At 63.2% G+C, this 22784-nt stretch carries 27 protein-coding genes and 1 tRNA gene; 13 read left to right on the forward strand and 15 right to left on the reverse strand.

The window, feature by feature from the left end; all coding sequences use genetic code 11:
• Positions 1–56 precede the first annotated feature (56 nt).
• The 3 genes from UP09_RS29955 (at position 57) to UP09_RS29965 (ending at position 2129) form a co-directional block, all read left to right on the forward strand.
• Entirely contained in the window at positions 57–536 is a 480-nt protein-coding gene (locus tag UP09_RS29955; protein WP_044541955.1) for a carboxymuconolactone decarboxylase family protein, read from the forward strand.
• Positions 537–582: 46 nt separating this feature from the next.
• Entirely contained in the window at positions 583–1086 is a 504-nt protein-coding gene (locus tag UP09_RS29960; protein ID WP_044541956.1) for a cupin domain-containing protein, read from the forward strand.
• A 149-nt stretch (positions 1087–1235) separates the two neighbouring features.
• Positions 1236–2129 carry a dihydrodipicolinate synthase family protein gene (locus tag UP09_RS29965; protein WP_044541957.1) on the forward strand — a complete coding sequence of 298 codons (894 nt, stop codon included), beginning with the start codon at positions 1236–1238 and terminating at the stop codon, positions 2127–2129.
• Between the two features lie 99 nt (positions 2130–2228).
• Here the strand turns inward: UP09_RS29965 and UP09_RS29970 are convergent, their stop codons facing one another.
• The 6 genes from UP09_RS29970 to efp all read right to left on the reverse strand — a co-directional run bounded on the left by UP09_RS29970 (position 2229) and on the right by efp (position 8218).
• Complete coding sequence (locus tag UP09_RS29970; protein ID WP_245302270.1) at positions 2229–2669, reverse strand: hypothetical protein; 441 nt, start codon at positions 2667–2669, stop codon at positions 2229–2231.
• Positions 2670–2859: 190 nt separating this feature from the next.
• Entirely contained in the window at positions 2860–4140 is a 1281-nt protein-coding gene (locus UP09_RS29975) for a sensor histidine kinase (protein WP_044541959.1), read from the reverse strand.
• Positions 4137–4889, reverse strand: a complete 753-nt coding sequence (locus UP09_RS29980; RefSeq protein ID WP_283806025.1) for a response regulator — start codon at positions 4887–4889, stop codon at positions 4137–4139. The genes UP09_RS29975 and UP09_RS29980 overlap by 4 nt, the downstream gene beginning before the upstream one ends.
• A gap of 74 nt (positions 4890–4963) precedes the next feature.
• Positions 4964–5770, reverse strand: coding sequence for a DUF3313 domain-containing protein (locus UP09_RS29985; RefSeq protein WP_197082764.1), 807 nt, complete (start codon positions 5768–5770; stop codon positions 4964–4966).
• A gap of 151 nt (positions 5771–5921) precedes the next feature.
• The gene (locus UP09_RS29990) at positions 5922–7505 is read right to left on the reverse strand and encodes a peptidase M23 (RefSeq protein WP_044541962.1); all 1584 of its coding nucleotides are present in this window, start codon (positions 7503–7505) and stop codon (positions 5922–5924) included.
• Positions 7506–7651: 146 nt separating this feature from the next.
• Positions 7652–8218 carry an elongation factor P gene (gene efp / locus UP09_RS29995; RefSeq protein WP_044541963.1) on the reverse strand — a complete coding sequence of 189 codons (567 nt, stop codon included), beginning with the start codon at positions 8216–8218 and terminating at the stop codon, positions 7652–7654.
• A 322-nt stretch (positions 8219–8540) separates the two neighbouring features.
• Here efp and epmA point away from each other — a divergent pair, with 322 nt between their 5' ends.
• The 3 genes from epmA (at position 8541) to UP09_RS30010 (ending at position 11185) form a co-directional block, all read left to right on the forward strand.
• Positions 8541–9593, forward strand: a complete 1053-nt coding sequence (gene epmA, locus UP09_RS30000; RefSeq protein ID WP_044541964.1) for an EF-P lysine aminoacylase EpmA — start codon at positions 8541–8543, stop codon at positions 9591–9593.
• Positions 9590–10681, forward strand: a complete 1092-nt coding sequence (locus UP09_RS30005; protein WP_044541965.1) for a lysine-2,3-aminomutase-like protein — start codon at positions 9590–9592, stop codon at positions 10679–10681. The genes epmA and UP09_RS30005 overlap by 4 nt, the downstream gene beginning before the upstream one ends.
• A 243-nt stretch (positions 10682–10924) precedes the next feature.
• Positions 10925–11185, forward strand: coding sequence for a hypothetical protein (locus UP09_RS30010; RefSeq protein ID WP_044542650.1), 261 nt, complete (start codon positions 10925–10927; stop codon positions 11183–11185).
• 81 nt (positions 11186–11266) lie between these two features.
• Here the strand turns inward: UP09_RS30010 and UP09_RS30015 are convergent, their stop codons facing one another.
• From UP09_RS30015 to UP09_RS30025, 3 genes are all read right to left on the reverse strand, one after another.
• The gene (locus UP09_RS30015) at positions 11267–12352 is read right to left on the reverse strand and encodes a 3-deoxy-7-phosphoheptulonate synthase (protein ID WP_044541966.1); all 1086 of its coding nucleotides are present in this window, start codon (positions 12350–12352) and stop codon (positions 11267–11269) included.
• 233 nt (positions 12353–12585) lie between these two features.
• The gene (locus UP09_RS30020; protein WP_044541967.1) at positions 12586–13161 is read right to left on the reverse strand and encodes an HdeD family acid-resistance protein; all 576 of its coding nucleotides are present in this window, start codon (positions 13159–13161) and stop codon (positions 12586–12588) included.
• 35 nt (positions 13162–13196) lie between these two features.
• On the reverse strand, positions 13197–14234 hold the full coding sequence (locus tag UP09_RS30025; protein WP_044541968.1) for a PrsW family glutamic-type intramembrane protease: 1038 nt from the start codon (positions 14232–14234) through the stop codon (positions 13197–13199).
• A 196-nt stretch (positions 14235–14430) separates the two neighbouring features.
• On the opposite strand from UP09_RS30025, the gene UP09_RS30030 reads away from it, so the two are divergent.
• Positions 14431–14649: a DUF2061 domain-containing protein gene (locus UP09_RS30030; RefSeq protein ID WP_044541969.1), complete on the forward strand. Its 219-nt coding sequence runs from the start codon at positions 14431–14433 to the stop codon at positions 14647–14649.
• Between the two features lie 7 nt (positions 14650–14656).
• On the opposite strand, the gene UP09_RS30035 is transcribed toward UP09_RS30030, so the two are convergent.
• Positions 14657–15916 (reverse strand): Zn-dependent hydrolase, encoded by a 1260-nt coding sequence (locus UP09_RS30035; protein WP_044541970.1) that lies wholly within the window; start codon positions 15914–15916, stop codon positions 14657–14659.
• Between the two features lie 131 nt (positions 15917–16047).
• Between UP09_RS30035 and UP09_RS30040 the strand changes: the two genes are divergently transcribed.
• Positions 16048–16395 carry a hypothetical protein gene (locus UP09_RS30040; RefSeq protein WP_044541971.1) on the forward strand — a complete coding sequence of 116 codons (348 nt, stop codon included), beginning with the start codon at positions 16048–16050 and terminating at the stop codon, positions 16393–16395.
• 37 nt (positions 16396–16432) lie between these two features.
• Here the strand turns inward: UP09_RS30040 and UP09_RS30045 are convergent, their stop codons facing one another.
• Together UP09_RS30045 and UP09_RS30050 are read right to left on the reverse strand one after the other, a co-directional pair.
• Complete coding sequence (locus UP09_RS30045; RefSeq protein WP_052833256.1) at positions 16433–17842, reverse strand: hypothetical protein; 1410 nt, start codon at positions 17840–17842, stop codon at positions 16433–16435.
• A 308-nt stretch (positions 17843–18150) separates the two neighbouring features.
• Positions 18151–18225: transfer RNA gene (locus UP09_RS30050), tRNA-Glu, on the reverse strand.
• Between the two features lie 237 nt (positions 18226–18462).
• Here UP09_RS30050 and UP09_RS30055 point away from each other — a divergent pair.
• Both UP09_RS30055 and UP09_RS30060 read left to right on the forward strand, forming a co-directional pair.
• Complete coding sequence (locus tag UP09_RS30055) at positions 18463–18720, forward strand: PilZ domain-containing protein (protein WP_044541972.1); 258 nt, start codon at positions 18463–18465, stop codon at positions 18718–18720.
• Positions 18721–18898: 178 nt separating this feature from the next.
• Positions 18899–19144: a hypothetical protein gene (locus tag UP09_RS30060; RefSeq protein WP_044541973.1), complete on the forward strand. Its 246-nt coding sequence runs from the start codon at positions 18899–18901 to the stop codon at positions 19142–19144.
• A 17-nt stretch (positions 19145–19161) separates the two neighbouring features.
• Here UP09_RS30060 and UP09_RS30065 read toward each other — a convergent pair whose 3' ends face one another.
• Both UP09_RS30065 and UP09_RS30070 read right to left on the reverse strand, forming a co-directional pair.
• Complete coding sequence (locus tag UP09_RS30065) at positions 19162–19806, reverse strand: glutathione S-transferase family protein (protein WP_044541974.1); 645 nt, start codon at positions 19804–19806, stop codon at positions 19162–19164.
• A gap of 393 nt (positions 19807–20199) precedes the next feature.
• On the reverse strand, positions 20200–20652 hold the full coding sequence (locus UP09_RS30070) for a VOC family protein (protein ID WP_044541976.1): 453 nt from the start codon (positions 20650–20652) through the stop codon (positions 20200–20202).
• Between the two features lie 322 nt (positions 20653–20974).
• Here UP09_RS30070 and UP09_RS30075 point away from each other — a divergent pair, with 322 nt between their 5' ends.
• Both UP09_RS30075 and UP09_RS30080 read left to right on the forward strand, forming a co-directional pair.
• Positions 20975–21322, forward strand: a complete 348-nt coding sequence (locus UP09_RS30075) for a GrlR family regulatory protein (RefSeq protein WP_044541977.1) — start codon at positions 20975–20977, stop codon at positions 21320–21322.
• Positions 21323–21554: 232 nt separating this feature from the next.
• The gene (locus UP09_RS30080) at positions 21555–21758 is read left to right on the forward strand and encodes a hypothetical protein (RefSeq protein WP_082070341.1); all 204 of its coding nucleotides are present in this window, start codon (positions 21555–21557) and stop codon (positions 21756–21758) included.
• A gap of 343 nt (positions 21759–22101) precedes the next feature.
• On the opposite strand, the gene UP09_RS38240 is transcribed toward UP09_RS30080, so the two are convergent.
• Complete coding sequence (locus tag UP09_RS38240; RefSeq protein ID WP_197082765.1) at positions 22102–22263, reverse strand: hypothetical protein; 162 nt, start codon at positions 22261–22263, stop codon at positions 22102–22104.
• A 170-nt stretch (positions 22264–22433) separates the two neighbouring features.
• On the opposite strand from UP09_RS38240, the gene UP09_RS30085 reads away from it, so the two are divergent.
• Positions 22434–22673 (forward strand): hypothetical protein, encoded by a 240-nt coding sequence (locus UP09_RS30085; RefSeq protein WP_044541978.1) that lies wholly within the window; start codon positions 22434–22436, stop codon positions 22671–22673.
• Positions 22674–22784: the final 111 nt, after the last annotated feature.

The following is a 22784-nucleotide window of genomic DNA, read 5'->3' on the forward strand; positions in this document are numbered from 1 at the left end:
GATCATATCAGTGCTCTTATAAGATATCAGGACTCTGATAACATGAGGTCAAGCCAATGTCACACGCTCGCAAGGAATACGCCGATTTCGAGAAGCTCGCGCCCGACGCGTTCGCCGCCGTGCGTGCGCTCGGGCAGTTCGCGGCGAAGGCCGGCCTCGACAAGCAACTGCTCGAGCTCGTCAAGCTGCGCGCCTCGCAGATCAACGGCTGTGCGTTCTGCGTGCAGTTTCACATCCTGCAGGGCGAGAGCCTCGGCATTGCCACGGACAAGCTCAACCTCGTCGTGGTGTGGTGCGAGGCACCGCAATTCTCAGGCCGCGAGCGCGCGGCGCTTGCCTGGACTGAAGCGTTGACGATGTTGCCGAACGGCGTCAGCGACGAGGTCTATGCAGAGGCGACCGCGGAGTTCTCCGAACAGGAATTGACCTACCTCACCTCGGCGGTCGCATCGATCAACGTCTGGAACCGGTTCGGCGCGGCCTATCGCTGGACGCCGCCGGCGCGGAAGCAGGCGGCGAACGCAGCCGCGTCTTGATTCAAGGAAGCGGATCTAAAACAACAACCACAAGGGAGAACAACCGATGACGTCGATGGCTACGACACCGTCCCTTCCATTGATCCGGCCGCCACGGCCGGTTTCGCTCGCAATCGTTGCGGGGCTGGCGTGCGCCATGGCGATCGGCAAGGCCCTGCCTGTTACGATGGATGCGATCACCTCGGCCATCGTGCCGCTGTGCGCCGCCGCGGAGGGATCTGCGCTCAACAAGGTCGAAATCATCACCTCGCACGCATTGCCGAATGTGGCGGGCAAGCGCGTCACCGTGGTCCGCGTGACCTACGGACCCGGCGGATTTACCCCGCCGCATCGCCACGCCGGTTCTGTGACGGCCTACATCACCAGGGGCGAGATCCGCTCCCAGCTCGGCGGCGGGCCGGTCGAGACCTTCACGGTCGGCCAATCCTTCTTCGAGGCGCCGGGCTCGACCCACGTCGTCTCGGCCAATGCAAGCAACACCGAGCCGGCGGAGCTGATCGCCGTGTTCGTGGCCGACGAGGGCGCGCAGCTCACGACGATGCTGGAGTAGCCACGGGTCAGGAGCACTGGACCACTTTGCTCCAACTCCGCAGCAGACTGGACCTTGCAAGCATGGCAGGTGAGGGGATTGATGGGGCTGCGGCGAGATGGGTGCTCTCGCCGTCTGCTGCTGTTTGACGTCACGAAGAGGACAATGCCATGGTCGATTTCAAGGGGCTTTCTGCGTTCCCGATCACGCCCTCGGACCCCGACGGGCGGATCGATGCTGGAGCCCTGCGCGCGTTGCTGGAGCCCTTGATCGCGGCAAGAGTGGATTCGATCGGGCTGCTCGGCAGCACCGGGTCATATCCATATTTCAGCCGCGAGGAGCGGCGGCGAGCGGTGCAGGCGGCCGTCAGCGTCGCGGATGGTCGGACGCCGATGCTGGTCGGCGTCGGCGCGCTGCGCACCGACGACGCGGTGAGACTAGCGCAGGACGCGCGCGATGCCGGCGCGGCGGCGGGGTTGCTGGCGCCGGTGTCCTATACGCCTCTGACCGATGACGAGGTGTTCGAGCACTTCCGGACCGTCGCGCACGAGAGCGGGTTGCCGATTTGCATCTACGACAATCCCGGGACGACGCATTTTCGCTTTACGCCGGCGCTGATCGGCCGTTTGAGCCGTGTGGAGGGCATTGTCGCGGTGAAAAGCCCCGCGCTGGACGCCGCTGCCTTGCCCGGCCATATCGCGGAGTTGCGGGCCGCCGTCCCCAACGGCTTCCCGCTGGGTTACAGCGCCGACTGGAATTGCACGGCAGCGCTGCTGGCAGGCGCCGAGACCTGGTACAGCGTTCTCGGAGGAGTCTTTCCGAAAATCTGCCTCGACATCGTTCGAGCCGTAGCGAGTGGCAATACTGCCAGGGCGCAAGAGCTCGACGCACGTCTGCAACCGGTCTGGCAATTGCTGAAGACCTTCTCGAGCCTGCGGGTCGTCTACGCGATCGCCAATCTCAGCGGAATCTGTGCGGCCGAGCCGCCGCGTCCGATCTTGCCACTGCCTCCGGACGCGCAGCGGAGGATCAGAGATGTGTTGGCCGGACTGGAGATCAGTTGATCCCGGCTTACGCCAGATCGTAAGGCGCCGAGCGAGCCCGATCCGTTGTTGGTTGTCGGCGCCCGCGCAAATCTGCTCGCTCGACTGCTGACGTCGTCCTTACGACTTGAACGCCAGACTGGTGCAGTACCCAATCGTTTCAAGATCTCTCAAGCCGAGAGCCAGTCCGGCCGTCTTGCATTCGTTGTAGGTCTTGTAGTGGCCGACGTTGCGGCACGTCGTCGAATAACTGATAGAAGACCAGTTGCATCCGACCCAGGGCTTGTTGCCGGACGGCAGGCTTGATACGCAACCATCGACGCAGCTGCCGGTGATCATATTTGGAAGCCTTGCAAGCTTCTCCATCGGCGTCAGCGTCGATGCGCTTGGCGACGTCCTATGGAGTACGCTGCTGCGGACAATGCTGTGCTGGATCGGCTTGTGCGGCCTCGCGACGTGGCTCGGCGCGTCGACCGTGACGTCGGGAAGCGTGGTGGTGGCGTCGCCGGTTTGCGACATTGCCGTGCCGCTCAGGCCGCACAGCAGCAGTGGGATCGACAAGACAGCGATAGCTCGACTCGCAACGAAGAGTGACGAAAACTTCATAGTCCGTGTCCTCCAAATGCGGGGACGGCCAATTCCATCCTGGGACGCAGGATATCACGTCCCGACGCGAATTTGAGCTACGGACAATTTCAAATTGTGTCACCAAGGGCTGAAACAGGCCAGGACCTGCCACGCCAAAGGCTGGTCAGCTCACACGCTCCATCGCGTTGTCGGAGGACGGTGGCGCGAGCAGCACGTCGATCTCGAATGAAAGTGTCTGCCTCAGCCCGTGGGGGTGTCGGTTCTCGATCTCCAGGAATCCACCTTGTCGCTCAATGATTTCCTTCGCAATTGCAAGCCCCAGTCCGGCGCCCGGGATCGGCTGGCGACGCGCAGGATCGACGCGAAAGAATGGTTCGAAAGCGCTTTCAAGGAATTTCTCGGGAATGCCGGGGCCGTCATCTTCGATGACGACGCGCGCTACTCCGTCGGACGCCGCGACGCTGACGATCGCGCCGCCGCCGTGTGTCGCGGCGTTGATCACAAGGTTCCGCAATGCCCGCGTTAGCGCGATCGGAGAAATTCTGACGACGGCTGGCTCGATATCGGCGGTCCGAACCGGCAGCTTGATCAGGCGAAGCTCATTGCAGATGCCGCCAACGAGTTCGTCCAGCCTGGTGATTTCGGTGCCCTTTCCGACTGTTTCTTCACGGACGAGCTGGATCGCGCTGTCGGCAATCCTGTCCATCTCATCGAGATCACGGATCCATTCCGCGCGTTCGCCATCCCCGAGGAATTCCGCACGGAGCCGCATGCGGGTCATCGGCGTTCTCAAATCATGTCCGGCAGCGGCAACCAGTCGGATCTTGCTGTCCATCGCCTTCTTCAGGTTCCTGGCCAGCACGTTGAGAGCGCGGGCAGTCGCCTTGATCTCTGCCGACCCTTCTTCGCGGATGACAGGCAGAACACCATCTTTCCCGACCGACAGCGCCATGGTCTCGAGGAATTTGAGTTGCTTCGTGGTCTGATGGGCGACGGTGAGAGCGACGCCTATGACGCCCGCCGTAACGAGCGCCATCCACCCGGCCAGGCCGTACCAGACCTCGAGCGGCGGCGTGTGGTCGGGCACCGGCCAGCTGAGCCAGCCCGGCCCCATTTTGATCGACGCCCAGACGCGACCGTTCGGTGCCCGCTTGACGAAGATGTCGAACTGGCTATGTGACTTCGCGAACGACTGCTTCAGGAGTTCGGTCGGCTTCTCCAGGATTTCTCCTTCCGCCGGCGCCGGCTGCAGATGCAAAATCGCAGTGTCGTCCTTGAAGGTGATGACGTTGGAAAAGGCCGTGACGCGATCCGTCAGTCCGTCGCGAAAATTCTGTTCGACGAGGCGCACGACCATCTGCGACATCACTGCGCCGGCCAGGACGACGACGCACAGGACCGAACAGACGAGCATGAGTGTGATGCGAACCCGAATCGAATTCATGGCTCTTCGCCGATTGTTTCAACACGTGCCGAGAACGTATAGCCACGGTTCCGCACGGTTTTGATCAGTTGCATGTCTTCGTTGTCGCCGAGCTTCTTGCGCAATCGGCTCATGAGGACGTCGATCGACCGGTCGTACACGTCTTCGCTGCCGCGGTTGGTGAGGTCGAGGAGCTGGTCGCGCGTGAGCAGCCGTCCCGGGCGTCTGACGAGCGCCAATAGCAACTCGTATTCGGCGCTGGTCAGTTCGAGTGGAAGCTCGGCATCGGTGCAGACCTGGCGGGTGCCAGGGCGCAGCCTGAATTTGCCGAACCGGTGTTCGACGGTCTGCGCAATCTTGATGTCCTGAGCTGTTTTCCGGCGCAGCACTGCGCGAATTCGTGCCAGTAATTCGCGCGGATTGAACGGCTTTCCGAGATAGTCGTCGGCGCCGATTTCCAGGCCGATGATACGATCGACGTCCTCTTTCAGGGCGGTGAGGAGAATGACCGGGACCTCGGATCCCTCGCGACGAAGGTCGCGGCAGATGTCGAGGCCGGATCCGTCGGGCAACATCACGTCGAGAACGATCAAGCTCACCTCGTTTGCGATCAACGCGTCCTTCATCGTCCGCTGATCGGAAGCCAGATGTACGCGATAGCCCTGCTCGGTGAGATAGCGGCCGAGCAATCGCCGGATCTCGAGATCGTCGTCGACGATGAGAATTTGCGGGACGCCTTGCATGCCAAGATCCAGATCGATGTGGCCCATCACGTCAAATCCGATTCAACCATCGTCACTCCCGTTGTGCGAGTCCCAAACGGCAGCAGCGCCGCCGATTTAGGTCACTGGACGACCGGTGTCGCATCATCGGTCCACTCTGGCGGCTGTCCCAGCTTGCCGCCGAAGAGGGCGGGAATGCCGACGCGACCAAACGCGTCGCAAGCGGCATATTTTGGCGTTCCGCCGAACGACGATTGCACGTGTTGCCCGGTCAGGAGCGTCAGATGATGGTCAAACGGGTTCTCGCCGGTATTCAGCAGTTTGCTGAAATCGGCGCCGAATTCGCCCGCCAGATCATAGGCGTCACCTGACGCGGCGACCCGGGCATTGCTGGTCAACATGTCCGCACCCCGCGCCCAGACGAAAGCCGCGCGCTGCCGGCCGCTCGGGTCCTTGGCTTCCGCCTCGACCGATAAGGCACCCATCCCGTAGGGAATGCGAGGTACGATAATGGGGACGCTTGAAGTTATGAACATTGGCGCAATCGAAGCGGCCTTGGATACGCCTGCCACGACCGCGTCGGTTATCGTGACATGGGTGATGGTGATATGTGCCGTGAGATCGGCGGGCTGCCCCGGAGGGACGACAACAAATCGATCGCTCAACCCTATGCACAGCGATCGATCAATGTGGTTGGCGATGACACGGCGCTGCTTGTCCGACAGTCCGGGTGTTGTGGCTGCGCCCGAATACGCCGTGGGCGTGATCGCGACGGTCCTGGCCGCCAGCACGTCGGCCTTGTCGATTCGAAGTTTTGACTTGGTCGCAAGGCCATCCGCGGGGCCCAACTCGTCGTATGACGCCAACGATCCCGCCGTTTCCAGCTGCGCAGTCGCGCACCCAGCCAAGGTGACCACGAGGGTCGACATGAAAATGACCTGGGATATCGTTGTTCGTGGCGCAGCCCGCATAAGTAGTCCCCAATTGTTCGGAACTACCGTCGTAGGCGGCCATCATGGCCGGCAAATTTCGGAACATTGCAGACACGGAGGCGCATATTGCTGAATGTTGCAGAGCGCTCTAATTGCCGCCACCCTCCTGGATGTCGATGTGATGCGCGACGTCGTCGGGCAGGGCATGGGCCACGGCGGCCGCGGGTCCCGGCTCCGGCCCGATCTCGCGGCCGCGGCCGCGGATCAGCCGCTCATAGGACGACACCAGCGTGGTGTAGGGATTGACCCACAGCCAGCCGTCGCGCGTGAACACCTGCACGTCGAAATGCAGGTGCCGCGACGTGCCGTTGGGGTGATCGAGATAGTTCGAGACCACACCGATCTTCTCGCCCTCGGCGACGCCGCGCCCGTTGAGCAGGCCCTCGGCGTCCATTACCGACGGGTTCATGTGCATGTAGCGGAAGCGGACATGCTCGGTTGTTGTGTTGACCTGCAGGGTCGCGGCCTGCTGCTGCGGCGAGCGGATCACGATGCTGTCGCGCACCGCGACGATCGCCTGCTGCTTGGGATCGCAACCATCCTTGCTGTCCGCCGGACATGCGCCCGGTCTGATATCCTGGCCCTGATGGCCAAAGCCGCTGGCGCATTGCCCGACCTCGAAGCTGCGCGCCTCGCAGAAATTGTCCTGCCAGGGATAGCTGTCGGCAGGCCCGTCCGATTTGCGCTTCGCGAACGACTGCGAGTGGGCGAAGGCCGGCGCCTTCTCGAGCGGAAAGCGGATCTGCGAATAGGCGGTGACGTCGGCGTGGCCGCCTTGCTTGCGCCCGCCGCTGTTGGCGATGATGTCGCCGCTCGGGTGATAGGTGAAATCGGGCGAGGGCGCCGTGGGCCGTTCGGCGACGTCGGAGGCGATATCGTTGCGTGGCCGCGATGGCTGTCCGCCGGCGATGCGCAGGGCCTTCAGGAAGCGTTCCGCGACGGGATAGGCCTCGCGGCAGGCCAGCCGCTTCGGGCGCGTCGCGCTGTCGAGGCACTGGATCGACACGACATAGGGAATGCCGAAGCGGGTGAAGGCGTAGCGGACATAGCCTTCCCGGATGAAGCGCCGCATGTCGGGGAATTGGGCCGCCAGCGGCTTGACCGGTTCGCCCTTGCCGCCGAGCCGGTCGACCAGGTCGTAGACCAGGATCGAGCCTGATATCTGCACCTCGACCGGCTTTGCGTAGGTCCGCTGCGGCATGCCGTCGCCGGCGCCTGGTTCGAGCGAGAATACGGCGTCATACCCGGCTGCGCCGGCATCGAAGAAATCGGCAGGGCGGAAGTCAGCCTGATAGCGCTGCAACGACAGGCTGTCCGGCGCACCGCGCTGCCGTGCATCGAAATAGCTTGCAGTATCGAACGGCAGCAGCACGGGAACAGGGCTGCGCGCGATGCCGGGGAAGATCGTTGATGTCATCGCGTTCAACTGCACCAAAGCGGGCATTGAACGCGGATCGGAGGCCGGGACACGGCGCTGACTGGCGAAGGTGAAGCTTTGGGCGATGGCCGGCTGGGCGTTGATCTCCTGCCGGAGCTGCTCGAGCACCGCGCGCCATTCGACCCGCATGGCCGAGATCGATGGTGTCCTGAACTCGTCGGCGCAAGCGCCGGGCAGGGGCAAGAGCAGGGCTGCCAGCCAGCAACTGACGAAGCTGACAACCTTCCTGTTCAATGCACCCCCCGGCCCATGCGAGTCATCGCCAGAGACTAGAGCGTTTTCGGTTCTGATTGCATCAGAACCGCAGCTCTAGATTCTTGTTTTGACGTGTTTTCTTCACGCGAACCGGTGTCCACTTCGCTCGAAAACACTTTGGCCGCCTAATCCTTGGCGCGTTCAACGTAGGAACCGTCCTCGGTCATGACAACGATGCGCGTGCCCGTGGCGACGTGCGGTGGCACGCCGGTGCGGACGCCATTGGAGAGGATCGCTGGCTTGTAGGAGGAGGAGGCGGTCTGGCCCTTGGTCACCGGCTCGGTCTCGACAACTTCCAGCGTCACGCGCTGGGGCAATTGAATCGCGACCGGATTGCCGTCGTGCATCGAGAGCTTCACGGTCATGTTTTCCTGCAGGTATGGCGCCGACGATCCCACGGTCTCCTTGGAGACCTGCACCTGGTCGTAATTCTCGCCATTCATGAAGTGGAAGCCGTCGCCGTCTTCATAGAGGAAGTTGTAGTTCTGGTCCTCGACGGTGGCCTTCTCGACCTGGTCGGTGGTCTTGTAGCGCTCCGCGACCTTCACCCCATCGCCGATGCGGCGCATTTCGATCTGGCTGACCGGGGTGCCCTTGCCCGGGTGAATATTCTCGGCTGACAGCACCACATAGAGCTTGCCGTCCTGCTCGATGATGTTGCCCTTGCGGATGGAGCTGGCGATGACTTTCAAAGGTGTTTTCCTGAATTTGACGGCCGTGGACGCAAACCGAATGGGCTGTCCCTAGAGCCATGGGGCGATTTCGGGCTGCAACATACTGATTTGTCCCTGAGATGCCAGCCTTTTGCGGCCGATTTCGGCCGGTTGCCAAGGTTCAGTCAGGGGCGCATGGACAAGGCGGGCGTCTTTCGACATGAAGGGACGAATTCCCGCGCGTTTCCGTGAGATGTCAGGCTATGCCAGTCGTCAATTGGCTTAATTTCAATGGCTTGCACTTGTTTCCTCAACAAGATGGCGGGCGTCTTGATGTCGATTCCAGAAAGCCGGAGGCGGCATGACCGTACAGGACAAGCCCTCACCCTGGTGGACAGCGGCGCGCTATGCCGACCGCAGGCCGTTCCTGCTGGCGCGGAGCGCGATCACAAAGGCGGTCAGGGCCTGGTTCGAGGAGCAGGGCTTTGCCGAGGTCGAGACCGGGGTCCTCCAGATATCTCCGGGCAACGAGACGCATCTCCATGCGCCACGCACCGAGCTGATTCTGGCCGACGGCTCACATGCGACGCGATTCTTGCGCACCTCGCCGGAGTTCGCCTGCAAGAAGCTGCTCGTAGCCGGTGAAGCGAAAATCTACGAGTTCGCGCGGGTGTTCCGCGACCGCGAGCGTGGCGATCTGCATTTGCCCGAATTCACCATGCTGGAATGGTACCGCGCCAATGCGGGCTACGACGCCATCATGGCCGACACGATCGTCGTGATCGCCCACGCCGCGCAGGCTACCGGGATCGGGCCGTTCTCGTTCCGCGGCAGGACCGCCGACCCCTTCGCCGAACCGGAACTGCTGACCGTGGCTGCGGCCTTCGAGCGGTTTTCGGCCATCGATCTCCTGGCGACGATTGCCGGCGGCGAGGGCGATCGGGCGGCGCTGGCGGCGGCCGCGAGCGGGCGGGTGCGGATCGCGGACGACGACACCTGGTCCGATATCTTCAGCAAGGTGCTGGTCGAGCATGTCGAGCCCAATCTGGGGCAGGGCCGGTTGACCGTGCTGTTCGAATACCCGTCACCGGAAGCCGCGCTGGCCCGCACCAAGTCCGGCGATCCGCGGGTGGCGGAGCGCTTCGAGGTCTATGCCTGCGGCGTCGAGCTTGCCAACGGCTTTGGCGAGTTGACCGATGCCGCCGAGCAGCGCCATCGTTTCACCGCCGCGATGGACGAGAAGGCCCGCCGCTACGGCGAGCGCTATCCGCTCGACGAGGATTTCATCGCCGCGGTCGGCCAGATGCCGGAGGCGAGCGGCGTCGCACTCGGGTTCGACCGGCTGGTGATGCTGGCGAGCGGCGCACCCAGGATTGACCAGGTGGTCTGGACCCCGCCTGCAGGAGAGACATGAACAGGATCGATCCCAAACTGGCGGCGACGCTGCGCCAGCCGCGTGACCTCATCGAGGCCGGTCTCGCGCCGGCCTCGGCGCTTGCCGACCTGGAAAAGGTGGCGGCGCGCTATGCGGTCGCGGTGACGCCGGAGCTAGCCGCACTGATCGATGTGGCCGATCCTGATGATCCGATTGCGCGGCAGTTCGTCCCGAGCGCCGAGGAGCTCGTCGAGCAGCCCGGCGAGACGGCCGACCCGATCGGCGACGATGCGCATTCGCCCGTTTCCGGGATCGTGCACCGCTATCCCGATCGGGTGCTGTTCAAGCTCGTCCACGTCTGCGCGGTGTATTGCCGGTTCTGTTTCCGCCGCGAAATGGTCGGACCGGGCAAGGCTACGGCCTTGTCTGATGACGCCTATCGCGCGGCGCTGGATTACATCCGCAAGCATCAGGAGATCTGGGAAGTGATCCTGACCGGTGGCGATCCCTTGATGCTGTCGCCGCGCAGGCTGTCGGAGATCATGGCCGATCTCGCCGGGATCGACCATGTGAAGATCATCCGCATCCATACAAGGGTGCCGATTGCCGATCCGGAGCGGATCAATGCCGACATGATCGCGGCACTGCGTTGCGACGGTGCGACAACCTGGATCGCGGTCCACGCCAACCATCCGCGCGAGCTGACCGCGAATGCCCGCGCGGCCTGTGCGCGCCTCACTGGCGCCGGAATCCCGCTGGTCAGCCAGTCCGTGCTGTTGCGCGGGGTCAATGACGATGCCGCCACGCTGACAGCCCTGATGCGGGCGTTCGTCGAGTGCCGGATCAAGCCGTATTACCTGCACCACGGCGATCTCGCGCCGGGCACCGCGCATCTGCGTACCACGATCGAGGCCGGGCAGGAATTGATGCGGGCCCTGCGCGGGCGCGTCTCAGGCCTGTGCCAGCCGGATTACGTGCTCGATATCCCCGGCGGCCATGGCAAGGCGCCGATCGGGCCGACCTATTTGTCGCAGTCAGCTTCCCGCGAACGTGAAGATTCCGCGGAACGGCGGTATCGTATCGTCGATTATTGCGGTGACGTTCACGTGTACCCGCCTGAAACATGAGCCGGCGATGAGCCGGGCCGGGGACGGACGGCAGGGGCCGCCGGGGGACGCGGCAGAAGCGGGATCGAGAATGCTGTGATGCCCGGATTCTTTGTGGTGCCGGCCGGCGCGGGAATCTGGCTACTTAGCGCGATGGCCGATATACGGAAGGTGCAGGATTGCGCAGCACGCGGGCGACGCAACTGCGCGACCATCGATGCCCCGAACGGGCGCGATCAAAGGGCTGAGAAGCGGAGACGCGAGATGCGGAAAACAGTTTTGTCGTTGGCGTTGCTGGTTGCTGTCGGGGCCACCCAGATCCTGGCGCAACAGGCGTTGGCGCAGCAGGGCGGATCGTCCACCGCGCAGAAGGGCGGCCAATTGCCCCCGGCGCCGGTCGGCCACCGCCAGCCGCGGGCCGGCGATGTGCCGAGCGAGAAGAATCTGAGCAATCCGAACGATCCGGCGAACAAGGAAGACGCCGCGCTGGACAAGAAGATCAAGAGCATCTGCCGCGGCTGCTAGCCGGGACAGGAGGCAGGCGGAGCGCGACATCGCGCGCCCCGCCGTTGGCGCTCAATCCAACCCTCAATCCATCTTGCCGCGTCAGGCCGTGAGCTCCTTCAGGCTGCCTCGTCGCGCGCCTCGCCGGGCCGCGACGGCGTCAGCCAACTGCTTCAGCACAGTAACTGTCGTATCCCAGTCGATGCAGCCGTCGGTGATGCTCTGGCCATAGGTCAGCGCGGTGCCTGGTACGACGTCCTGGCGACCCGCGACCAGATTGCTCTCGATCATCGTGCCGACGATGCGCTGCTCGCCGCCCGCGATCTGGCGAGCGATATCGGCAGCCACCAGCGGCTGGTTCTCCGGCTTCTTGCTCGAGTTGGCGTGGCTGGTGTCGATCATCAACCGTGGCACAACGCCGGCGCGGCCGAGTTCGGCCGAGGCAGCATCGACGCTGGCGGCGTCATAGTTCGGCGCGCGGCCGCCGCGCAGGATGACGTGGCAGTCCTCGTTGCCGCTGGTCGCCGCGATCGCCGATCGGCCGCCCTTGGTCACCGCCATGAAGTGATGCGGGTGCGAGGCCGACTGCACCGCGTCCGCCGCGATCCGAACGCCACCGTCGGTGCCGTTCTTGAAGCCGACCGGGCAAGACAATCCCGACGCCAGTTCGCGATGGATCTGGCTCTCGGTGGTGCGCGCCCCGATCGCCGCCCACGACACGAGGTCGGCGATGTATTGCGGCGTCGTCATGTCGAGGAATTCGGTGCCGGCCGGCAGGCCGAGATTGTTCACCGCCGACAGCACGCTGCGGGCCAGGCGGAGCCCCTTGTTGATGTCGAAACTGCCATCGAGATCGGGATCGTTGATCAGGCCCTTCCAGCCGACGGTGGTGCGCGGCTTCTCGAAATAGACCCGCATCACGATCTCGAGGCGGTCGGCGAGCTGTTCGCGCAGGCCGGCGAGGCGCTCGGCATAGTCGACGGCCGCCGCGGGATCGTGGATCGAGCAGGGGCCGACGACGACCAGCAGGCGGTCATCGGTTCCGTGCAGGATCGCGTGGATGGCGTTGCGGGCGCCCATCACGACCCGCGTCGCCGTCAGGGTGCGCGGGACCTCCCGCATCACCTCTTCGGGCGTACTCAGCTCTTTCAGTTCCTTGATCCGAAGATCGTCTGTTGTGCTCAACACGGCTTGGCTCCTTTGGGGACTGGGACCTGCCGGCACAAAAAAAGCCGCCAGGATCTGGCGGCTTGGTTCGGACTTATGCTGCAATTCTTTAGATTGAGCGTGATCCTCCTGCCGCCAGCAAGCTGTCGTAGCTAAAGTACCAATAGCTGGTGGCGGCGGTGATCATGGGGCGGCTCTATAGCGCACGGATTTTGGCTTGTCATCCAAAATCCGACAGCGCCGGACTTGTCCCTCTATGAGGCGTTGCGTGCCGCCAGCGCCATGCCGATCAGGGAGGCGCCGCCGAACATTAGGTTAAGGCCGACGAGCAGACCGAGCGCCCATTCCGCGGAGCCCGGCAGGCCGGCAATGATGAAGAAAGCGATCACGATGTCCATCAGGCCTGCGATCAGCAGCCACGACCAGCGCCCGGACAATTCGCGGCGATGCTCCAGCGCGTACATGATGGTGGTGACGCCCTCGGCGAGGAAATAGGCGCCGACCACGATGGTCAGCGTCAGCACGCCCTGGACGGGGCGCGTCAGCAGCACCAGGCCGGCGAGAACGGCGAGGGCCGCCGAGATCAGCGACCACCAGAAGCCCGGCATGTTGCGGGCCCAGAAGGTCACGATCAGCCCGCCGACGCCGGAGATCAGGAACATCCAGCCGAGCATGATGGTGACGGCGAGGCTCGCCAGCGGCGGCACGATGACAGCCGCGATGCCGAGGATGACGAGCAGGATGCCTTCGAACAGGAAGGCCTTCCAGTGCTCCTTGACCGCGGCGCTCAGCTCCGACCTCAGCTTGTCGAGGTTGTTGGAAAGGGTCATCGCGGCTCTCCCGGTGTCGGAGCGTGAGCGCTACCCTAGCCCGGACCGGGTGCCGACGAAAAGCCCTGCGGCGCCGTTCGCATTCGGTTGCGGCCGAGAAAGTAGACCGTCGTGGTCGCGATCAGGAGGGCAAGACCGATCAGGATCGACGTGAAGCCGATCGGAACCAGGATGAACGAGGCATTGCGCTCGGGGTTGACGTACCAGTGATGCAGCGAGGTGAGCAGGAAGGCGACGCCGGCAAAGCCTGCGCCGCTGCCGATCAGCAGGAGTGCCCACATCCGCCGCAACTGGCTGAGCCGCTCGCGCGCAAGTTCGGTGCGCGGTGCGTGATGCCTGCCGACGCGCCGTACCAGCCGTATCGCGAAGCCGATTGAAGAGAAGCCGATCAGCACGCTCGCAGAACCCAGCAACAGTCGCGCCGTTGAACTGAGGTCTGGATTGCGCTGCAGGGAGAGCAACGGAAAGTCGAACGCCGCATGCAGCGCGATCGGCGCGAACAGCACCAGCGCCCAGCTTGAGATGCGCTGCCAGTCGCGGTTGCGCCGGTGCGCGCCGAGTGCGCCGCCCGAGCGGGCGATCGCAAGGTAAGCGCCGGCGATGACGCCGAGCGAACCATGGAAGGGGACGGTCAGCACACTGCGCAGGGCCGCGAGCGCGCGCCACATGTCCTTGTGCTGGACCAGATAGGCGAGGTTTTCATAGGCGGCAAAGCCAAGTCCGGCCGCGGCGCCATAGACCACCGTATCCATCGGGTCGGCGAAGGCGCGGCGCCGCGCCGAGATGGCGACGATGACGAGGACCTTGACGATTTCTTCCGGCGCCGCGACGCCGAACAGCGAGCGGACCGCCTGCGTCATCCAGGGATTGCCGGGAATCGCGAGTAGCGCGTTGAACGGCACCCGCGCCAGGCCCAGCAGCGAAATGCTGGCCGCGCCGAGCACGAAGGCCAGCCACACCTGGGTGGGCGGCCCAGGGCGCTCGTCGGCGGCGATCACCAGCCAAAGCACCAGCAACGCAGGCGCGATGGCGGCGACGCCAATCACAGTCGGAAGTGACTCAAGCAACCACATGAACGAAATCTGACCTCGCTTTGGACGAAAATGGCCATAAATCCAGCGCTTTGCAAGTCGGTCCGCCGCCGTGGGCCCGTATTCGGAACTCACATTCTGCTGTAGCTGACGGTTGGCTTCAGACGCGCGAGGATCAAGCGGCGCGATGAACGGCGTGGTAGACGTGCATTGTTGTTCAGACGGGAGGCGTTGCCGGGTGCTGTTACGTGGAGCGGAGACTCATGCGCGGTCGATCCTCAAGGCCGTCAGCTGGCGGACGCTGGGAACTCTCGACACCTTTGCGATCAGCTGGTTCATGACCGGCAAGGTCGCGATCGCAGGCTCGATCGCCGGGCTCGAAATCGTGACCAAGATCGCCTGGTACTATGTGCACGAGCGGGTCTGGGCGGTGGTTCCGTTTGGACGGCGCGCCTAAAGCGCGATCAGCGCGGTGCGATGGCCCCTTGGGCCGGTTGCGCCAGCAGGCGCCGGCAGGCTTCGACAAAGACTTCGGCCCCCATGACGATGTCGGCATCGTCGGTGTTTTCGGTCCAGTGATGGCTGATGCCGCCGATCGACGGCACGAACAGCATGGCTGATGGCATGATGGTGGCGAGGGTCTGGGCGTCGTGGCCGGCACCGCTCGGCATTCGCACCGATTTGCCGCCGGCAAAGCCGGCGCTGGCTGCCTCGATCGCATCCTGGAACGCGGTGTTCATGATCGCAGGCACACCGGTTCTGATACGCTCAACCTCGACGCTGCAACGGCCTTGTGCGGTGACCTCGGCCGCCAAGCCGCGCAGATGCGCCTCAAGCCGCGCGATCACATCAGGATCATCGTCGCGGATCTGGAACAGCATCTCGGCGCCGCCCGGAATGATGCTCGTCGCGCCGGGATCCAGGGTGATGCGGCCCGTCGTCCACACCGTGCGCGGTCCGCACAAAGCAGGGAAGCTGTCGTCGATCGCGACGCAGAATCTTGCGAGCGCCAAGCCCGCGTCCTTGCGGATCGCCATCCGCGTGGTGCCGGCATGGTTTTGCTCGCCGGTGAACGCGATCCGGTACTGCCAGATCCCGACGATCGAGGTGACGACGCCGATCTTGAGGCCACTGCTCTCAAGCGCCTCGCCCTGCTCGATATGGGCCTCGAGATAGCCGATGTGGCGACCCGGTTCGACTTGCAGGCGTGGGCGGCCGGCGAGTCCTGCGTCCTGCAACGACTGCCGCATCGTGCGATCGCTGCTGCGGTCGCGCGCGGCATCGATATCGGCTTCGGTGACGGCACCGACATAGGAGCGGCTGCCGAGGAAATGGCCGAAATGTCCTTCCTCGTCGCACCAGGCCGCCACCTCGACCGCGCCGTTCACGCTGCTGTCGGGGTTGAGCACGCGTGCCGCTTCGAGCGCATAGATGACCCCAAGTGGGCCATCGAGCCAGCCCGCATGGTTCTGGCTTTCGAGATGCGAGCCGGCGAGCAGCTTCGGTCCCGCCTTTGCGCTACTGCCGAGAACGTTGCCGATCCCGTCGATCGTCGCGATCAGACCTGCCTCGGGGAGCCGCTGCGCAAGCCAGTCGAGCGAGCGGATATGCGGTTCCGAAAATGTCGGCTTGTGGACACCGGTCTTGTAGGCGCCGATGGCCCGGAGTGCGTTGAGGTCGGCGAGCACACGCCTGCCATCGAAGCGACCGTTGATGTCAGACATGATCGGGTTCCTGTTTTGCCGTTTGTGCCTCAATACCGTCTTCGTTGGATACGATGGTCGGTCAACAGGGCAAACGATTTCTTAGCGGTTCTGCTTTTAGGTCACAGTACGAATAGCGTGAGAGTGTGAACATGTCCTCGTTCCGGAACTGGGTGAGCAGGGCTGCGGTCCTGCTTCTGCCGATCTCGCTTGGTGCCTGTGCGCAATATGCGCAATACGGCATGACGACCACCTCGGCACCATCAGGACCGGGACCGATCGCCTGGGACGGCGCCGGACGGGATCCCAACCTCGCGCCGCCGCAACGGCATGCGCGGAACGCCTCGCCGGCTGTAGCGCAATCGACCGACAGCCGGCAGCCGTTGGCCGCTGATGACGACGAACAATTGGCGCGGAAACTCGTGATCTGCAGCACCTGCATCAAGCCCGCGACGCAGCCAAGCGACCGCCAGGATGTGGCCAGCGTCACCAACCGGTAAGCGGGTTGCTGGTCCGGCCGCCGCGTGAGTTCGCCTCTCACCCAGGCGGGCCCATCGAAACCATTACATTTTCACCGGTCGCCTGATCGCGCGGTGTGATCCACCAGAGCAGCATCAACAGCGCCAGCCCGTTCGACAGCAGCGTGGTCGACAGCGGCACGTTCAACAGCGTGTGCGGGACGATCGCGCCGGAAATCAGCACAAAGCGCGTTGGCAATCCTGCCGCGGCCTTGTTGCCGACCCCGATGATGAGCCCGCAGACCAACGCCGCCAGCGGCATCCACAGCGGCCCGACCGACGCAACGCCCTCGGTTGCGAACAGCGACGCGTTCATGCTGCCGATATGGTACTCGTTGGCCATCAGAACGCCGAGCTGGTCGGAATAGGGGCAACTCATCAATGGTCTGAGGAAGGACACCTGGCAGAAATAGGTGTGCGGGTGATGCTGGAAGAAATCGAAATAGTGCTCCAGCGAAATCGCAGGAACCGCCAGCAGCCGGAAATCCAGGATCCCAAACACGATCTGGCGGAAGACGTTCATGTCTTGCTTCCCGCTGCCGGCGATCGCTACCAGTCCGATCAGCAGCGGTATCATGAGCGACAGGATGACAACGATCCGCGCCTCAAAGCGCACAGACATCGCCGCCACTAAGACCACGAACGGCGCGATGAGGATCGCCGTTTTGGTGAACGTCACCGGATAATATGCCAGCGATACGATGCAAAGCGCCGCCACCATCCATTTCCGGTCGCGCATGAAGGCGCACGCCAGAGCGAAAGGGATCAAGGCGCCGTTGACATTGCCGATCGCATATTCAGCGAGGCGCGGGCGCGCGATCGCAGCCCTGTATTTCTCCATTTCGTCGAAGCCGACGATATGGAAGTCGTCAAGCGCGCACCAAATCAACACGAAGGTCGAAATCGCGAGAATGATTTCGGGGGCCCGGTTCAGAACCGCGGCCGGGAGCTGTGGGCGAATGATATCCCCGCGGACCATCAAGGCAGGCAGCAGAAACAACACGATCGAGATCGCTGATGCGACGAGGGCCTGATGGTGATCGTAGCTGAGCAGGCTGAAGGCATTGAGCCAGAAGTAGCCTGCCATCATCACGAAGAGATAGAATCCGACCAGATAGCCGAAGCTGAAGCGCGCAAAAACGAACGCGGCTCCGATTGCGATGGTCAGGCAGACCGGCACCGCAGAGAGCGCCAACCACCGGTCGTTAAATCCGACGTGGAACAACGGCTGGATCCACGAGACCTTGGTGAAGGAAAAAAACAGCAATCCGAAGAACGCGAACAGGAGGGCGGCGCGCGTCAGCGCCTCGACCTGGGATCGCCTCGAATCGAGCGGCGTCCGGCCCGGCAAGGGGACCGCGTCTTCGAATTCGCGAGACCGGCTGTTTGGGTTGCTACGCCGCGACACGATCTTCGTTGCACTTTTCATCGGTGGTCAGGATCGCCGGCATGGCCTTTTCATGGATGGCTGCAACTATGACATTCAATGTCGTCGGTCGTCTGCGTCGTTGTGAGGAAAGTCGCAGACCAGGTGAGGGCCCGGCACCGGCCTGGGCTCGGTGCCGCAGGTCGGCAGTGCGCGAATCGAGACCACACATAGTGGATTTTTACGGTGTTCCAAACAGGACAGCACCTTAACAATTGGAACAGTTAGCGCAGCCAACAGCAATCCGCTGGGATTAAGTTGCTGTCGCAAGGCATTGAACAATCGGGATAATTTTGGGGAGCTTCGCGCTGTGGCGCTCCCTAGCGGAATCGAACCGCTCTCTCCACCGTGAAAGGGTGGCGTCCTAACCGATAGACGAAGGGAGCAAAACTCCCGGCAAATCAATACGTTACCCGTGAGATGCGCCGGACCGGCCACAGCCGTTCACCGACCGCGACGGGCGAACGTATAGTGGCGAATGGCCGGGCGGGCAAGCGCTCAGGAGGGCCTTTTCCCGGCTTGGCGCAGCCGTCGCCACAATCCCAGAATCGCTCTAATGCCGGATGATTTCGCAACCCTTTGTAAAGCCACCGGCGGTAGGGCTGAGCCTTGGGGATGATGTGATGGCTTTAGGGACCAAGAAGCGCGAAGCGCGCAAATCGCTGCGCCAATCCGGCTGGATCACGCTGGACGGCGGATTTGCCGCGCGCCCCTGCATGGTCGAGGATATCTCGCCGTCAGGCGCCAAGATCACGGTCGCGGACAACAACACGCTGCCGGCCAAGCTGCGGCTTGCCTTCTCGCGCGACACCCGCAGCGGCCGGGCCTGCGAAGTGGTCTGGCGTCGCGGCAAGACCTGCGGCGTCAAATTCGTGAGGTAGAGCGTTTTCCAGCGAAGTGGGTACCGGTTCGCGCAAAGAAAACGCGTCAAAACAAGAATCTAGAGCCCCGTTCCGATTCCATCGGAACGGAAACGGCTCTAGCCGCGTCGTGAGGTAACCGCGTCGTGAGCTAGCGTCTTGAGCTAGCCTCTTGGGGCCACGCGCGATAAAAGGCCTGATGCGGACAACATCCTTCGCCATCATTGTCGCCTTGCTGCCGGCTGTTGCGTTGGCCCAGCAAGGCAACCGCTGGAATCTTCAGACACCGACCGATGCCGGCAAGACGCTGCCGTCGAAGGCCGCGGCGCGAAGCAATTCCTGCGCGTCGCTCGGGCCGGGCTTCGTCAAGGTCGAAGGCACCGACACCTGCGTGAAGCTTGGCGGTAGCACCAGCGTGGGCGTCGGAACGTCCGCCGGGCGCTGACGCGCCTCCTCTGCAAGTCACGACATCGGCGGTGCAATGAAGCGGACGAATCCGGGCCGCTGTGCGATCTCGTTGAACCAGCGCTCCAGATTGGGCAGCTTCGGCTTGCTGACGCCTTCGACGCCGAGCCAGCGCCGCGCATAGGCGCCGATTGCAATGTCGGCGATGGTGAATTGATCGTCCTCGATGAAGCGGCGGGTTGCGAGTTGAGACTCGATAACGCGCCACACGACGGCCGCGGCATCGACGTCCTTCTGGATCTGCACCATGTCGCGCTTCTCCGGTGGCGTGCGCACCAAGGCCCAGAACACCGGGCGGTCGACCGGCTGCAACATCGACAGCGTCCAGTCGAGCCAGCGGTCGACCGCGGCGCGCGCCTTCGGCGATTGCGGATAGATCGGCGAGCGCTCGCCATAGGCCATGCAGAGATAGCGCATCACCGAGTTGGATTCCCACAGCACGTAGTCGCCGTCGACCAGCGTCGGCACGCGGCCATTCGGATTCATCGCGAGATAGTCGGGCTGATCGTTCTTGCCGAACTGCATGCCGGCGTCGACGCGCTGGTGGGGCAGGTCGAGTTCAGCCAGGCACCAGAGCACTTTCTGCACATTGACCGAATTGGCCCGGCCCCAGATCGTCAGTTGCTGGTTGCGATCAGTCACGCGTTCTCTCCCGCTGTTGCTGTTTGCCGATGGTCTTAGCGGAGTGCTTTGGGAAAAGCGCGGGATGAATTGTCCGGAGTACAAAAAAGAGGCCCCGCCGCGTCACGGCAGGGCCTCTTGCACCTCAGTCGGTTGCAGCACTTAAGTCCGTTGCCGGCGCGCTGCGCGGCAAACTGAATTCAGCGGCCGAAGAACAGCCACAACAGGATGATCACCGGGATCGGCACACCCAACAGCCAAAGCAAAAGTCCTCTTCCCATTGTCGTCTCCTCCGTGATGGAAGAGCAACGTCGTGGGCCGCTTCATGTTCCTAATCTGGATCCGAACCAGGTATCCCGCGGATACGGAGGCGTCAATCCAGGCTCGAACAGGGCGGAGGAATCGGTCTAGTGCTTACCAGTGGCCGGTGTTCGGCATCGAGGTCCACGGCTCCGCCGGCGGCTTCGGATCGCCCTTCTGCAAGAGCTCGATCGAGTGCAGGTCGGGCGAGCGGACGAACGCCATGTTGCCGTCGCGCGGCGGGCGGTTGATGGTGACGCCCATCTTCATCAGTCTGTCGCAGGTCGCGTAGATGTCGTCGACCTCGTAGGCGAGGTGGCCGAAATAGCGGTCCTCGCCGTACTTCTCCTCGTCCCAATTGTAGGTGAGTTCGACCAGCGGCGCGCCGCGGGTCTGCGGCACCGATTTGAGCAAATGGAGATCTTCGGGCGCGCAGAGAAACACCAGCGTGAAGCGGGCCTTGTCGTTGTCGATGCGGCGCACTTCCTGCAGCCCGAGCGCGTCCTGATAGAACTTGATCGCGCTGTCGAGGTTGCGGACGCGCAGCATGGTGTGGAGATAACGCATAGTTGTTGGCTCCCTGGAGTTTTCTGGGGACGGTTCGGTCGAGCGGTTCGCGGCACTCAATAGCAGCAAACGACGTGTCGTGGCAGGGTGTCGCAGGCGCTTCTGCAATGCCGGTCCGGTCACGGGTCCTGGTCGATCTGGCTGGGCATCGGCGTGTCAGCGCGCTCTTAATGTTTTGTAAACGGATTCGGGTGGAATGGCCGTCGGGACGGCTCCGGACCGGGTGCCACGCGAGTTGCGCAAAAACGCTGCAACGAGCCCCGCTCGCGAACCGGCCCGGTTCGCGCCATAATGCTGCAACCGGAGGCGGGCGACGAGGGTGATGAAGAACGGACTTTACTCACTTCACATGCACATGACTGACGGTGTGAGGGGCCGGGACAGCGGCATTCTGATCCTGCGCGATGGCCTCCTGGTCGGCGGCGGTCCGCATTTCTGGTCGGTCGGCGCCTACACGGTCGGGGACGGGACCTGGAAGGGCCATCTCCGCACCAACCAGCACACCCCGTTTCCGGATCCATTCGTCCGGCCGCTGTCCGGCGGGCAGGAGGTCAACAGCGGCTTTTCGGGGACGTTCTGGGAGGACGGCGCGGACGCGTTCGGCACCGCGCTGGTGGGAACCCGCAGCCTGAGCTTCCGGGCCACCCTGAAACGGCTGGCCGAGGGCTGATCCACCGGATCGTGCCGAACACAGGTGGCCTGTGGATTTGTGCGCAGCAAGATCACGAAGCCACTTGGTAAATCCGGCTGGCGCCCCTGTGGATTTGCTGCGGACAAGCTTTGGATAAGTCGGTGGAAGACTTTGGCGGCGGCGCACGCTGAACGTTTCCGCATCGGCGATAACCCTATTCAGTTAGGTTAAGCGCAGGATCGCGTTGCACCGACCTGTGATTGCGTTACGGATGGCTGCGGTGACAGCCATGATGCCTTCGTTTCACAATGCTGACAGACCGACCCACCGACGCGTGATGGTGGTGGGGCTGCTGTTCTGTGCTGGCTTTGTCGCGATCAGCTTTTGGCTCCGGCCGCAGCCGGAAAATGACCACGTGCTGGTGAAGGCGGATAGGTTGGTGCGTACCGCGGGCGACCCGCACAAGGCGAACTAATGGAGGTGCTGCCGACCGGCTCAGTCCGGCAGCTTCCCATTCGGATGCTTGTGATACGTCGCGATGCCGATGAAGCCGGCAAAGGCCATCACATTGAGCACAAGTTCCATCCATGCTGGCATGACGCCAACCTCGCTTTCCCGCGAGCTTAAACCCGCAGGTTGTCTTTCTGTTCCGGCGCAAACTGATGGTAGCCCTGCGCAATCGCATGGCTATGGAACCGCACGGCATCTCGCGTCCCATAATCGCTCCAGGGTTTTCAATTGCGCGCTAAAGCGTGCCTGCAGCGGGATGGATCATCGTCGCGCTTGAATTTCCAGATCATGCTTCGGGTCGCGCGAACTTAAGCTGTCTTGCGCTGAAATCCGCTCCAGGCCCCGCCGAGGGTGCTGGCGTAATAGTCCTGGCGCTCGCGTTGAAATCTGTCCTGCGTTGCCTTGAAGCTGGCGATACGCGCGGCGATCTCCTCGCGTTCCCGCGCGAGGCTGTCTTCCTTCTCGGTCATTGCCCATCCTGCTTGTGGCCCTATCCCCATGCGAATAGACGCGGGCGATTTGGGCGCGAATGCGGAATGGACGTTGCAGGATTGTGATGAAGCGAAGGCGGTGGATAAGGCGCACGCCGTCTTGTCGCTCGCGCAGCTTCCCGCTAGCCAAAAGAAAACCGGAGACCGCCATGGCAAAGATCGATCTGGACGCACTGAGCATCGAAGAACTCGCAAGCCTGCGCGATCAGGCGACCGAAAAGCTTTATGAGAAAGTTGCGGCACGCCAGGCGGAGCTAGAAGCCGAGCTTCTCAAGCTCTCGCAATATGCAAGGCCGGTGAAGAAGCTGCCGACGGCGGCGCCGATTGCCAAGGTTAGGAAGAGCGACGAGGCTGATACGCCAAAGGAGCAGGTCGCCAAAGCGGCCTGACCGCCGCGCAGCGCATCGATCCCGCAGTCGGTTGAGCCGTGCTATGGTTGGCGCGGCCAACCGGACAATGTCCAGTGATTGCAAAACACGTGATCGCAAAAGACGTAGTTG

Source organism: Bradyrhizobium sp. LTSP885 (assembly GCF_000938305.1).
Taxonomy (GTDB): domain Bacteria; phylum Pseudomonadota; class Alphaproteobacteria; order Rhizobiales; family Xanthobacteraceae; genus Bradyrhizobium.